The organism is Turicimonas muris, assembly GCF_002221595.1.
GTDB classification, from domain to species: domain Bacteria; phylum Pseudomonadota; class Gammaproteobacteria; order Burkholderiales; family Burkholderiaceae_F; genus Turicimonas; species Turicimonas muris.
In genome coordinates this window covers 49,821-63,741 of record NZ_NHMP01000007.1, presented here as the reverse complement: position 1 = coordinate 63,741, position 13,921 = coordinate 49,821, and the positions used below count along the sequence as shown (strand labels likewise).

7 protein-coding genes and 1 CRISPR repeat array are annotated in these 13,921 nt (G+C 40.2%); all 7 genes read left to right on the top strand.

Features of this window, described 5'->3' with window-relative positions:
* Positions 1 to 219: 219 nt before the first annotated feature.
* The 7 genes from ADH67_RS10325 (at position 220) to ADH67_RS10290 (ending at position 13,921) form a co-directional block, all read left to right on the top strand.
* Positions 220 to 2,991: a M16 family metallopeptidase gene (locus ADH67_RS10325; RefSeq protein ID WP_066592714.1), complete on the top strand. Its 2,772-nt coding sequence runs from the start codon at positions 220 to 222 to the stop codon at positions 2,989 to 2,991.
* A 468-nt stretch (positions 2,992 to 3,459) separates the two neighbouring features.
* Positions 3,460 to 7,728 carry a type II-B CRISPR-associated RNA-guided endonuclease Cas9/Csx12 gene (gene cas9, locus ADH67_RS10320; protein ID WP_066592711.1) on the top strand — a complete coding sequence of 1,423 codons (4,269 nt, stop codon included), beginning with the start codon at positions 3,460 to 3,462 and terminating at the stop codon, positions 7,726 to 7,728.
* A 3-nt stretch (positions 7,729 to 7,731) separates the two neighbouring features.
* Positions 7,732 to 8,739: a CRISPR-associated endonuclease Cas1 gene (gene cas1, locus ADH67_RS10315; protein ID WP_066592708.1), complete on the top strand. Its 1,008-nt coding sequence runs from the start codon at positions 7,732 to 7,734 to the stop codon at positions 8,737 to 8,739.
* 7 nt (positions 8,740 to 8,746) lie between these two features.
* The gene (gene cas2 / locus ADH67_RS10310; RefSeq protein ID WP_066592705.1) at positions 8,747 to 9,037 is read left to right on the top strand and encodes a CRISPR-associated endonuclease Cas2; all 291 of its coding nucleotides are present in this window, start codon (positions 8,747 to 8,749) and stop codon (positions 9,035 to 9,037) included.
* Positions 9,006 to 9,617 carry a CRISPR-associated protein Cas4 gene (cas4, locus tag ADH67_RS10305; protein WP_066592703.1) on the top strand — a complete coding sequence of 204 codons (612 nt, stop codon included), beginning with the start codon at positions 9,006 to 9,008 and terminating at the stop codon, positions 9,615 to 9,617. Before cas2 ends, cas4 begins: the two co-directional genes overlap by 32 nt.
* Before the next feature lie 157 nt (positions 9,618 to 9,774).
* Positions 9,775 to 13,052: direct repeats of the CRISPR family, unit length 37 nt; unit sequence GTTTCAGTTGAAGGATGTAAGTTTGTACAATTGAAAC.
* Between the two features lie 388 nt (positions 13,053 to 13,440).
* On the top strand, positions 13,441 to 13,704 hold the full coding sequence (locus ADH67_RS10295) for a FeoA family protein (protein ID WP_066592701.1): 264 nt from the start codon (positions 13,441 to 13,443) through the stop codon (positions 13,702 to 13,704).
* The gene (locus tag ADH67_RS10290; RefSeq protein ID WP_066592699.1) at positions 13,694 to 13,921 is read left to right on the top strand and encodes a FeoA family protein; all 228 of its coding nucleotides are present in this window, start codon (positions 13,694 to 13,696) and stop codon (positions 13,919 to 13,921) included. The genes ADH67_RS10295 and ADH67_RS10290 overlap by 11 nt, the downstream gene beginning before the upstream one ends.

The following is a 13,921-nucleotide window of genomic DNA, read 5'->3' as shown; positions in this document are numbered from 1 at the left end:
TTTGTTAAATTGTCGTAAATACCTCTCTTAAAATCTTAAGAAAATATTAGACAACACCATAAAAAACAATCAAAATCTCTTTATATCCTTTGGAGCTCAATGGGTTTGATGAGAGTAACCAAATAATACAAAAAAGATTTAAATGAATTGAAAATCTTAGGGTTTGTTAAGGATAAAGGGATATCCTTATCGTATCTTTAATTAGAGTATTATAGCGCGATGAAAACAATAAAAAAATTAGCTGTGGCCGCTTGTGTCGGTGCCTCGCTGATTTCGATGAATAACGAAACAAAAATGATTCCGGAAGTTAGAGCAGAAGTCGTTAAACCTTCCATAGTCCTTCCTGCCGGAGTGACTCAGGGCCCGACCGTTGAAGGTATCACAGAGTATCGTTTGGCCAATGGCTTACGAGTAGTTTTATTTTCCGATCCTTCCAAGCCTACTGCCACAGTCAATATGACTTACTTGGTTGGTTCCCGTCAAGAAAATTATGGCGAAACGGGAATGGCTCACTTGCTTGAGCATCTCATCTTCAAAGGTAGTAAAAATTTTCCGGCTCCAACAAAAGAATTCACTCGCCGCGGATTCCGTATGAACGGTTCCACTTGGTTTGACCGTACTAATTATTACGTTTCTTTCTCTTCAACTGAAGACAATTTGAAATGGGCTTTGGCTTGGAGTGCCGATGCCATGCGCAACTCTTTCATTGCTAAGAAAGATTTAGACAGTGAAATGAGCGTTGTTCGCAATGAATACGAAATGGGAGAAAACTCTCCGACCAGCGTCATGATGAAGCGTATGCAGTCCATGATTTTTGACTGGCATAACTACGGAAAGAGCACCATCGGCAACAAGAGCGATATTGAGAACGTCAGAATCGAAAACCTTCAAGACTTCTATCACCGCTATTATCGTCCCGATAATGCCGTACTCACGGTAAGCGGAAAGTTCGATATCCAAAAAACTCTCAACTGGATTGCGGAAGACTTCGGAAAGATTGAGAATCCGGCTGAGACTCTGCCTCCGGAGTGGACAGTTGAGCCGACAGCCGACGGCGAACGCTCCTTTGAAATCAGAAGAAAAGGGGAATCTCAGTTAGTTGCGGTTGCCTACCGCATTCCAAGCGCTTTGCACGCTGATTCTCCGGCAGTCGAAACTGCAGTAGACATTCTGAGCGACGATCCTAATGGACGTCTTTACCAAAACTTGGTTAAAACCGGTTTGGCAACTAAAGTTTTTGGTTCCGTTATGGGGACTAAACAGCCTGGTTATGTAATTTTTATGGCTGTCGTCAAAAAGGGCGAACCAATCGAGCCGGTTAGAAAAGCTTTAATCGAGACAATTGAAACTTCTTTAGAAAAAACTCCGATCTCCTCTAAGGAGCTGGATAGAACAAAGATTGAAGCTGAAAACTTGTATGAAGTTCTCTTCTCTGATCCTGAAGCTTTTGGCGTTGGATTATCTGAGTTTATTGCCTTAGGTGATTGGAGACTCTTCTTCTACGGACGCGACCAAATTCAGAAGGTGACTGCTAAGGAAGCTGAAAATGCAGCTTCTAAATACTTTGTCAGAGACAACCGAGTTGTCGGCGTTTTCCTGCCTGAAGATAATCCTAAGAGAGCCACGATTCCGGCTTCTCCAACGGCTGAGCAGCTTTTAGTGAATTACACACCTAAGCAAGACTCAGCAGAAGCAGAAACATTCGATTCTTCTTTTGCTAATTTAGACAAGAGAACTATCAAATTTAATGTGGGTGACCTGAAGGTTGCTCTGCTTCCTAAGAAGAACCGAGGAGAAACCGTCACGGTAATGCTGAAGTTTGACTACGGTAATCTCGAGAATCTCTCTGGAAAAGAAACTGCCATGACATTAGCTAATGCCATGCTGACTTATGGTACCGACAAGCTTTCCAGAGGAGAAATCGAAGACGAGATGTCTAAATTAAAGATGACTGGCTCGATTTCTAATTACGTCACTACAAGATCTAATCTGGATGCTTCTTTGAACTTTGTTGCCGATCTCTGGAAGCATTCCGTTTATCCGGAAAACGAATTTAAAGATCTGAAGAAGAAACTGACCGTCATGTTCGAAAGCATGAAGGACAAACCGGATGCTTTAAGTGACGATGCGATGGCTCAGCACTTCAACACCTATCCGAAAGGAGATCCTCGCCATTCTCCTTCTTTGGCAGAAAAGATTGCAGCATTAAATGCTTTGTCCGATGCTGATGTCAAGGCCTTTGCCAAGGAGTACTTCGGAACAGCTCGCGGAGAGATTGCAATTGTCGGCGATTTTGATGCAAAGAAAGCCGAAGAAACAATTAAGAAAGCTTTTGCTGACAACAAGAGTCAAGTAGCGTTCGGCAAGATTTATAAAGAGTTCAAGCCTGTTGCAGCCACTCGAATCACCATCGATACTCCTGAAAAAGAAAATGCAGTTTTAGCGGGAAGAGCTGTATTTCCAATTAAAGACACCGATGCTGATGCTCCAGCCCTGATGATTGCTAACTGGATCTTAGGTGGGGGTACCGGTTTGTCTAACAGACTCATTGACCGTCTGCGTCAAAAAGAGGGCTTATCTTACGGGGCTGGCTCTGGGGTGAAGATTCCGGCTGAAGGTAATGAAGGCGCATTTGTTTTCAGAGCTATCGTAGCTCCTCAAAATCTTTTGAAGGCTGAAGCCAGCGCAAAAGATGTGATTGAGACAGCCGTAAGAGACGGCTTTACTGATCAGGAAGTTGCAGAGGCTAAGAAGGGATTTTTACAGAGCCAAGCCGTTGCTCGTGCTCAGGATCGTGTCATTTCTGCCAGCTGGATCAAAAAGCTTGAGCTCAATAGAGACTGGAAATTTAACAAGGAAATGGAAGACAAGATCAATGCATTAACTACTGCTCAGGTCAATGCAGTCCTGAAGAAGTATATTAAGCCTGATCAAATTACTTACGTTCTTGCAGGTGATTTGAAAAAAACTAAAACGGAAGGGCAAAAATAAATTAGTGCGGGGGAGTTGAAAAATTCTTAACTTTCCCGTACTATGTACATAACAAACTTACATCTTTCAGAAGCCGCTTTTTGCGGGCTGAAATCAACGAAATTAAGTTGTGGCTCCGGCCTCTGGGTTAACCATCCGGAGTTTTTCATTTTCCGATTATCATTTCGCATGTCCTGTGCTTGCACTTCTGTGATTTCAACTCTTGCTCCTGTTAGCTGCCGTAAATTTGCTTAGCTTTCTCGACTCTTTGTTTTCTTTTTCTTAGAAAATCCCTGAAAAACAGTTAGTTGCGTTTTGCTCACCTTTGACTGAGGTCTCCCTTAGAAAATTAGTGTCAATCTGTTAAAAATAGGGGATAATCGGTAAAGCAAAAGAAGAATTTATTTGTAGTGATTTGATCCTGGGGGGAGCTTTTCTTTTTTCTCTCCGACAGATGTCGCTATATAAAACTCATAACAAGGAGAAAAAATGGAATCTTCTAAGTATATTTTCCCTGTGGGAATCGATATGGGCGCAAAGTATACCGGCGTCTTCATGCTTTCTCATCTCGACGGCGTTCTCCCTACTGCTGCCGATGCAACAGCAATGACGATTGTGAACTCCGATAAGATTCACTACTCTATGAAACATAGAACTGCGGTGCGGCACAGAGTCCGATCAAAAAAGAGATTTGTTCTGGCTCGTAGACTGCTTAATCTTATTGTTGACCATCAGCTAATGAAAGCAGGTTTTGTCCTTAGCGCTCAGGAAAAGTCTCAGCTGACAGAAGCTTTGTCAGGATATTTAAAGAGAAGAGGCTATTCACGAATCGAGACAGAAATCGACCTTGATAGCTTGAATGATGTAGATCCGATTGTTTTTGCCATGTGCCCCGGGTTTGAAGATTTCTTTAGTTCAGATATTGAACTTTTAACTCAGTGGAACTCTCTCACAGCTGATTTGTCCGAAGTAAATAAAATAAATTCAAATAAAAAAATTCCGGATGTAAAAACCTTTAAAAAATACGTCAAGGATAATTTTCCTGACTACAGTTCAAAAGAAAGTCTAGAAAGATATCTTGAAGCGAGAAAAACAATTATTGAGGCAGCTCGACAAATTTCTGAGTTAACTTCTCTAGGCCATCTGCACAGAGAAAAGTATTTAGATAATATTCTTCACGATATGGGCCGCGATTCTCGGCTGAAAAAAATTGGAGAAGCTTTCGGGGGCATATGCCGGTTTTGGAACTTGATAGGGAATTTATCAAATCTCCAGCTGAGAGCGCTTCGCTGGTATTTTAACGATCCTTGGATCGAGAAAGTTAAGCCTGTGGAGACTGAAAACTCTCAGCCCTTGAATGAGCAAAAACTCAAGGATATCTGGGTTAGAGCTTATAAGTACTTTCATCCGGATCCTGAAAACAAGGCAAGAATTTCAGACGTGATTAGAGCTCTTTCCAAGGCCGATGACATAATTGACTGCTTGTGTGAATTAGATTGCAAGAGCACAATTCCGCCGTATGAGGACCAAAATAATCGCAGACCTCCTCTTGACTACACTCTTTACCTTAACCCAGCTAAGCTCACTGAGGTCTACGGCGACTCATGGAGGAGTTGGGCTTCTCGTTTGGTTAACGCAGATTCTGATTTGCAAGACAATTTAGATGTTATTTTGCAGAATCGTGATAGAAAATCCAGGAGAACAACTCAAGACTCTTTGGATTTTCGACTTTCTTACATTCTTCAAAGAGCTTTAGACCGCTCCAAGGTAAATGATATTTTCGAAATAAGAAAGATACTTTCGAGCCCTACACTTTATTCTGAAGCTGCTACAAGAAATTTGCTGTTGTTTAAGACATTGGAAGAGCAAAATTTTGGACCATTTTTGGACTTCGCCAGAAGATATTTCTACGAAGTAGCAAAGGCACAGAAAGGGTTGTGGAATGAGAAAGAATCTATTCTGGAAAGATCTGATTTGCATCCAAAACAGAAGAAAAAAGTTTTAGATCGTCTTGTAGCTAATGTCCTAAGAGTTGACGAAGAGACAGCAAAAAGATTTATTGCTGACGTTTGGAACGGAAAGGTCAAAGGCAACAGTACGGTAAAAAGTATTTGTACTCGCATAGAGCAATTAAGAAAAGATCGAGGTTCTGCTTTTAACTTAGAGTACCAAAGTGCCTTGACCAAAGCCGCCCTTGGTAATGAAAAATTAGATTCAGAAGAAAAAGAATATGTGAAGCTGAAGCAGGATGTTTCGTTGACTGCGGCTTTTATTGGGGAGCAGTTGGGACTGTCAGACGAACAAAGAACAAAATTTGCGAATCCCTTCTCTTTAGCACAACTTTATACAATTATCGAGACAGAAAGATCGGGCTTTACCAAAATCACTACTGCTGCTTTATTGGAAAACGCGTGGAGATTAACGTTTAAAAATGGTGCCGCCCAATGCGGACCACTACCCGCTGACTCAGTAAGACCGTTTGACGGGTATATGAGAAGAGTTTTAGAGAGAAATGCTCGCGAAGTAGGTAAACGTCTGATAGAAAAAATCAAGAGGGACACTCAAGATCAAGGCGCCGAGATAGTAGTACCGATTTTAGTTGAAGAGAATAAATTCAATTTTACGGCCTCCTTGCTGGAACTTAAACGGTTAGAGTTATCGGATTCAAGACTTAAAAAGAAACAAGAAAAGATCGAAAAAGCCGGAGAGGCTCAGAAAAAGAAATGGCTCTCTAAAGAAGAAAGAATCAAAGATGATGCTAAGGGAATCTGTGCGTACACAGGTGCGCCTCTAAATAGCGAAGGGGAAGTAGACCATATTATTCCCAGAAGCAAAACTATCAAAAATTATTCTTCAATTTTTAATTCTGAAGTTAATCTCATTTTCGTATCCAGACAGGGAAATGCGGCTAAAAAGGAAAATCTCTACTTCCTTAAACAACTCAATTCCGCTTATTTAACTGCAGTTTTCGGAACATCTGATTTTTCCACTATTGAGAGCAAGATAGAATCAACTGTTCAACAGCTAATCGAAAACAAACGACTCGGATATCTAGATTTGTTAAGCCAAGAGGAAAGGAATTGTGTACGCCACGCTCTATTTCTAAATCCTGGAAGCGATGCCAGAAAAGAGGTGCTCTCAGTTTTGGGAGCTCGCAGAAAAACAGTAGTTAATGGTTCCCAAGCTTGGTTTATACGAACTCTTAGAAGCTACTTAGAAAATGGCTTGCAGAATTGGCTAACAGAGACCGGCAACAAGTTATCTTTTGATGCATTTTCGATTCCCGCTGTCACTGTGAGCTCGTTGCGTTCACAGCTGGGAGAGCTTGAAAACTCCATGTTTAAAGAAGACATTCAATCCGTCTCCTCTCACAGCGTTGATGCGATGTGCGTTTATGCAGCCGCATGTGGAGATGCGAGTGCAGAATGTGTCCTCCATGGGGACGCTCTGCTAGCCGATTCACATAGTATGAGAGCCGCCCAACTTCTTAAAAAGTTATATCCTGAAACGTGTCAAGTGGTTCAGATATCTCCAAAATCTTTTTCTCAAAAAGATCGAATTAATAATTCGGCTATCTTTAAAGACACTATATATGCAGAAAGATTTTTGAATATTTATAAAAAGAAGGAGGAGGTTTTTGTTGGATTTGATAACGATAAAAAAGGCTCTAATGAAAAAGAGAGTCTGACTCAGGTCAAGGGTAAGAATCCTCATCTCTTGTTACAGATTCTTGAACCGTTCTTTGAAAAAAGGAACGAGAGTAAAGACGAAGGCACTTACCGCATTGACAAAACTAAAGCTTTCCAGTTGATGGGCAAAGCCGGTTGTGCTTTATTATCTAACGATGAATCAAGGCAGCTTAGTCTTCTGAATCAGCTTCATTACACTACTTTGAAGCAAGAGGTATTGACAGAATTGGTAGATACGGCCTCTAAAAAAATTAAATTGAAGTCGAAATATCAATCTAACTTCAAGAGAGAATTTTTGCTTAAATTGGAGCTGAGAGACAGAGAAAGACAATTTTCAGCAAAAGGAAATATTGTCTATCCCTCTTATAAGAGATGGCAAGAACTATCAGAGGAATTGAGTAATTTCCTGACTGCTTGCCCAGAAGGAGGATTGGAAGAAGTAAATGCCAGGTTATCTTCTTTATGGACAACATCGGAAAAGAGCAGTGTAAGACATAAAAAAGTTAAAAGATCTATGAGCTTACCCATGCTAGCAAGTCAATCGGGTGCAGTGCGTATAAGAAGAAAAGACTTTCGAGATGGGTACGTTTACCAATCAATTGATGCAAATCAGCTTTATTATGGTTTTTCTAAGAAGGACGGCAAGATTTTATTTAATTCTCCGCTACCACATCCTCGATTAACAACCAAAAATCTAAAAATTTATGAATACCAGTATCAGCCTGTTAACGAGTGTGTAAAAATGGACGAGTGGAAGACCGTTTATGAAAAAGAAGGAGTAATAGTCGAGCACGCACCCGGCACGAAAGCCCGCCGATACATTAGAGCCACGCTACCGTTTGATCTTTATCTATTGTGGGATAAAGAACTGCAAAAAGCCAAAGATAAAAGTTCCTTAACTCTTCCAAGTAAAGTCATACGTGAGACAAAAGATTTTTTTGAGGAGGGCATTTATAAGAACGAAGAACTGGCACAGTTCTTCCCAAAACCTAGGGAGAATAATAAGAAATTTACGATGAATATTGAGCTAGTTGGAAGTACGGTTAAGTTCTCTTACGTGACTGCATAAGCTATGAGACATCTTACAATTTCCTCCGTAGGAAGCTTTGTAGGCCTGAAGGGAAATTTGCTTGTAGTTAAAGAAGACAACCGAGTCATTTATGAAGCTCCACTCTCGCGATTAAGAACTGTGAGGTTGGAGCGACACATTGCGTTGTCTTCTGATCTTGTTTTAGCCTGTGCGGCTCGGGGAATTAAACTTGTGTTTCTTGATTGGAGAGGTGTAGGGGTCAGCGAACTATCTGGAACGTACCAACATGCTGTTGTCAAAGTACGAAAGAGTCAATTCGATTTTATTAATTCAGAAAACAGTTGCTCCCTAGCACAAGAAGTTATAAAGACAAAAATCAAGAATCAACGTGCGGTATTACTCTATTTCAGCAAGTATTTATGCAAAAAAGGACTACCTGCTGGTAAATTGCTGAAGGATAAAGCTGATGACATTAATCCTCTTCTAAACGCTATCAGTTCTATCAACACAAAAGAGACAGAATGGAGAGACAGGCTTCTAGGTATTGAGGGCCGAGTTTCTGTCCACTACTGGCAAGCTCTTCGGGATACTCATCTTCTTCCTTCAACATTTACTAATCGAGAGGGCAGAGGAGCACAAGAGATAACAAATGCAGCTCTCAACTACGCCTACGCAATTCTACAAAGCTATGTGCATTCTGCTCTGGCCAACGCCGGGTTGGAGCTGTATGCCGGATTTTTGCATGTCGATCGACCTGGCAAACCGTCGCTAGCTCTCGATCTGATGGAAGAATATAGGGCTTGGGTTGTGGATCGGACGATTATAAAAATGAAATCCTGTTTAGAAAAAGGTGAAGATGAGAATCGACAGCTTTTGGATAAAAATTTAAAGAAGCAAATTTCAGACAATATTGACGCGGTAATGTCTGGATTGGTGCTATACAAAGGGAAAAAATGCCGCTTAGAAAATGTCCTACAGCGACAGGTTTACCGGCTTTGCGCAACGTTTGTGGGTCAGAAAAGATATAAAGGGTTAACTTTCAAGTGGTGAGGAAGAAATGTATGTAAATTATTTGGTCTGCTATGACGTTTCTGACAGCACGAGAAGGAAGAAGTTTTCGGATTCTCTAAAAGAGTTGGGTTTGGTACCACTGCAAAAATCAGTCTTCTATGGAGGTCTTAACCCGCCAGAGGCTCGAAGTTTAGAGGTTCTCGCAAGAAAAGTTTTATTGGACGAAGAGGACAGGTGCTTGTGGTTCCCTTGCCACTTAGATATAAATAAAGTACGGGCCTGTTTGGGATATAGAGATTTTCAATATGTTGAAGCCGACGGATATCTTTTCCTTTGAAGACAGTATTCCCATTTCTTTAATTCGGCAATATTGTTTTTGTCCAAGAATACCTTTTTTCTATCTCGTTTATGGCATCAGCCCCGAACTAAAACCATGGGTTGAGGAAGGACTGAGCTTTCATGAGAGGATGTCGGTTTTGCAGAGACGTCGAAATCTTTCTTCAGTTCGCTTTGATGAGGGAAGGTTTGTACCCCATGTAGACGTTAAAAGTGAACTTCTTAAGTTTCACGGCAGAGTGGACGGGGTCTTTTTCTTCAACTCGGGAGATATTTGCCCGATCGAGTTTAAATTGGCTGAAAAAGAAGAAATAAGGAGAGCTCATGTGCTCCAGCTCTCAGCTTATGCGCTTGCACTGGAAGAAAAATATTGTAAATCTATACAACAAGGCTTCTTGGTTTTAGGGAAAAAGGGCAAAGTATTTGGCATAAGGATTGATGAGCAGAAAAGAGAAGATGTAAAGAAGTGCTTAGAGTACATCAAAGCCTCCCTTGTTGCAGGTCTATTACCTGAGAGCAGTGCAAGTGAGAGGCAATGTTGCCAATGCGAATATTTAAACTTCTGTGCAGATAGATTTTAGGGGTTTCCCTGGTTCCAATATTTAGAGGACAATAGGAGACTTTGTAAAATCGAAATAAACCCCCTTTTCCCATTTATTTAGCCCTCTTAAATTCTCTCGGGAAAGTATTATGACAACCTATGGATAGGCGACAAGTCTGCGCATTCAGGCTATCCAAGTTTCAGTTGAAGGATGTAAGTTTGTACAATTGAAACAAGGGTGAAAAGAACACCCCGATCACTATTAAGCCGTTTCAGTTGAAGGATGTAAGTTTGTACAATTGAAACCGCATAGCTTCCCGCTGTTGTTCAGCCTGTTTCTGTTTCAGTTGAAGGATGTAAGTTTGTACAATTGAAACTCATCTGCTTTATGTCCTCGGCCGTGAGCCGATTTTGTTTCAGTTGAAGGATGTAAGTTTGTACAATTGAAACATGTCAGCGGTCTAAATATCCACATTGATGAATGGTTTCAGTTGAAGGATGTAAGTTTGTACAATTGAAACTTACCGTGGCGTGATAGATGGACTAACATCGTTTATGTTTCAGTTGAAGGATGTAAGTTTGTACAATTGAAACTTCAATCAATCCTTGCTGGAAGCGTTTTTGTCGTGTTTCAGTTGAAGGATGTAAGTTTGTACAATTGAAACACGGATACCTTAGCGTGGACTATTCGGCCCTCACAGGTTTCAGTTGAAGGATGTAAGTTTGTACAATTGAAACAAAAATCTCATGGCCAGAGCACAAGCCGCTCAGCGTTTCAGTTGAAGGATGTAAGTTTGTACAATTGAAACAGTGTCCAAGAATTGCCCAACGGCCGCAGGAAGATAGTTTCAGTTGAAGGATGTAAGTTTGTACAATTGAAACTATTGGCTGTCGGTTAGCTCGTTCTGCTGATGCAAGTTTCAGTTGAAGGATGTAAGTTTGTACAATTGAAACTTGAAATTCGAAATCGGGTCAGGACCATCACCAGTGTTTCAGTTGAAGGATGTAAGTTTGTACAATTGAAACCTAACGTTAAACCTAACACCCTCAAAACCAACAACGTTTCAGTTGAAGGATGTAAGTTTGTACAATTGAAACCGTATGTGGTCTAGACGTTCTAGATTCGATTTTTACGTTTCAGTTGAAGGATGTAAGTTTGTACAATTGAAACAGATTCGATTTTTATTGGCCGTCTCTTGCTCATTTGTTTCAGTTGAAGGATGTAAGTTTGTACAATTGAAACGCCTAATGAAAGTGCAATGTTCAAGACGTTGCCTCAGTTTCAGTTGAAGGATGTAAGTTTGTACAATTGAAACAAAATCGCAATTGAAAATAATTGCATGGTAATGAGTTTCAGTTGAAGGATGTAAGTTTGTACAATTGAAACCCACAAGAGGTGCGCTGTCTGGGCCGGGATGGGCTTGTTTCAGTTGAAGGATGTAAGTTTGTACAATTGAAACTAAAGAATGCGATCCGCTTGCGTATCTGCTGAGTTTCAGTTGAAGGATGTAAGTTTGTACAATTGAAACCGCATAGCTTCCCGCTGTTGTTCAGCCTGTTTCTGTTTCAGTTGAAGGATGTAAGTTTGTACAATTGAAACTCATCTGCTTTATGTCCTCGGCCGTGAGCCGATTTTGTTTCAGTTGAAGGATGTAAGTTTGTACAATTGAAACATGTCAGCGGTCTAAATATCCACATTGATGAATGGTTTCAGTTGAAGGATGTAAGTTTGTACAATTGAAACTTACCGTGGCGTGATAGATGGACTAACATCGTTTATGTTTCAGTTGAAGGATGTAAGTTTGTACAATTGAAACTTCAATCAATCCTTGCTGGAAGCGTTTTTGTCGTGTTTCAGTTGAAGGATGTAAGTTTGTACAATTGAAACACGGATACCTTAGCGTGGACTATTCGGCCCTCACAGGTTTCAGTTGAAGGATGTAAGTTTGTACAATTGAAACCAAACAGTATTCAGCGGTTAGGAATGGACCAAAAGTTTCAGTTGAAGGATGTAAGTTTGTACAATTGAAACTCATTTGCAAGGGAAAGTGCGCTATTTAAACCAGTACGTTTCAGTTGAAGGATGTAAGTTTGTACAATTGAAACAGTGTCCAAGAATTGCCCAACGGCCGCAGGAAGATAGTTTCAGTTGAAGGATGTAAGTTTGTACAATTGAAACTATTTAGTTCCGTTTTATGTCGATGAAGTTTTGCCGTTTCAGTTGAAGGATGTAAGTTTGTACAATTGAAACTATTGGCTGTCGGTTAGCTCGTTCTGCTGATGCAAGTTTCAGTTGAAGGATGTAAGTTTGTACAATTGAAACTTGAAATTCGAAATCGGGTCAGGACCATCACCAGTGTTTCAGTTGAAGGATGTAAGTTTGTACAATTGAAACCTAACGTTAAACCTAACACCCTCAAAACCAACAACGTTTCAGTTGAAGGATGTAAGTTTGTACAATTGAAACCGTATGTGGTCTAGACGTTCTAGATTCGATTTTTACGTTTCAGTTGAAGGATGTAAGTTTGTACAATTGAAACAGATTCGATTTTTATTGGCCGTCTCTTGCTCATTTGTTTCAGTTGAAGGATGTAAGTTTGTACAATTGAAACGCCTAATGAAAGTGCAATGTTCAAGACGTTGCCTCAGTTTCAGTTGAAGGATGTAAGTTTGTACAATTGAAACAAAATCGCAATTGAAAATAATTGCATGGTAATGAGTTTCAGTTGAAGGATGTAAGTTTGTACAATTGAAACCAACAGACATCGAACACTAACGATGTTTCTCCGCAGTTTCAGTTGAAGGATGTAAGTTTGTACAATTGAAACTTCGAGCATATAACCTTATTTGGAATGAGTGGTTTGTTTCAGTTGAAGGATGTAAGTTTGTACAATTGAAACTTAAATCCGATTTTGTCAGCAAACTCCGGCGGTTGTTTCAGTTGAAGGATGTAAGTTTGTACAATTGAAACTTTGAATCTTTACCTTCGGATATTCGTCTTCAGTTTGTTTCAGTTGAAGGATGTAAGTTTGTACAATTGAAACTTAACCCGTAGACGTTCCCGCAAAGTTTTCCGTAAGTTTCAGTTGAAGGATGTAAGTTTGTACAATTGAAACCTAGTAAAGGCAATCGTGCTATTACTTTTTCTTCTCGTTTCAGTTGAAGGATGTAAGTTTGTACAATTGAAACGCTAAGAAGATCAGAACGATAAGTAATAGCACCGCTGTTTCAGTTGAAGGATGTAAGTTTGTACAATTGAAACTTTTTCCTCCGCAGGCGCGAAATGATGAATGCATGTTTCAGTTGAAGGATGTAAGTTTGTACAATTGAAACACGGAACTTCTTCATTTTTCCGCCACAGTTGACTGTTTCAGTTGAAGGATGTAAGTTTGTACAATTGAAACATCATCGCACGCAGCCACCCGTCAAACCAAGACCGTTTCAGTTGAAGGATGTAAGTTTGTACAATTGAAACCTCAGCTAATGCTATGAAATCTAACAATTTTATTTTGTGTTAGCTGAGGATTTTTTCGAAACACTTCAAACTGCACAAAAAGTGCCGAATTTTTCGAAAATTTTGATTTTTGGATAGATTTACCCACCCATTTTTCAATCAAAAAATCTAATTTATTTTGGTTCGGTTGATTCTTCGTTTCTAGAAATGTCAACTCCTTGTGCAGTCTTTCGTCTTTTAACTACCTAGATTTCCGTTTTACCTAATGCTGGTAGACCAGTTCTTAAATTTTTCGAAACAAAAATCTCGTCAACTCAATCAAAACAGAGTTTGTTCATAACGGCTTTACTGTTGTTGATAATCGTTCTTATTTGCAATATAATCAGCGAATTGAATAACGGAGATTCCGATGCCTCACGCAAATTTAACTCAAGTTTCATTGTGCGATGTACCTGTGAATCAGGTGTGCACTTTGGTCAAATGGGGAGCCTTGGACGAACCAACGGTTCAACGTTTGAATCAAACAGGTATCCTTCTCGGTGTCACTATCCGAGTTGCAGAACAAACCATCTCAGGTCCTGTCGTAGTCGTATTAAATGATTCAAGACTTGCCATTGGCACGGAAATCGCTAAAGAGCTTAAAGTTGTTTTGGGAGAAAGAAATGCTTCTTAAAAATATGCATCCCGGAGAAAAAGGTCAGATCGTTTCTTTTAAAAGAGGTTTGCCTGAATACAGAAAAAGATTGCTTGCCTTGGGCGCTTTGCCCGGCACAGATTTCGAAGTCACTAGAGTGGCTCCTCTTGGCGACCCTGTTGAAATCAAACTGAGAGGTTCATACATCAGTGTCCGAAAGGGCGAAATCGAAATTTTGGACGTTAAACCCATTTAA

Bases quoted from the DNA above. Each gene is read 5' to 3' on its own strand.
- ADH67_RS10325 (WP_066592714.1), top strand. From the start codon at position 220: ATGAAAACAATAAAAAAATTAGCTGTGGCCGCTTGTGTCGGTGCCTCG.
- cas9 (WP_066592711.1), top strand. From the start codon at position 3,460: ATGGAATCTTCTAAGTATATTTTCCCTGTGGGAATCGATATGGGCGCA.
- cas1 (WP_066592708.1), top strand. From the start codon at position 7,732: ATGAGACATCTTACAATTTCCTCCGTAGGAAGCTTTGTAGGCCTGAAG.
- cas2 (WP_066592705.1), top strand. From the start codon at position 8,747: ATGTATGTAAATTATTTGGTCTGCTATGACGTTTCTGACAGCACGAGA.
- cas4 (WP_066592703.1), top strand. From the start codon at position 9,006: ATGTTGAAGCCGACGGATATCTTTTCCTTTGAAGACAGTATTCCCATT.
- ADH67_RS10295 (WP_066592701.1), top strand. From the start codon at position 13,441: ATGCCTCACGCAAATTTAACTCAAGTTTCATTGTGCGATGTACCTGTG.
- ADH67_RS10290 (WP_066592699.1), top strand. From the start codon at position 13,694: ATGCTTCTTAAAAATATGCATCCCGGAGAAAAAGGTCAGATCGTTTCT.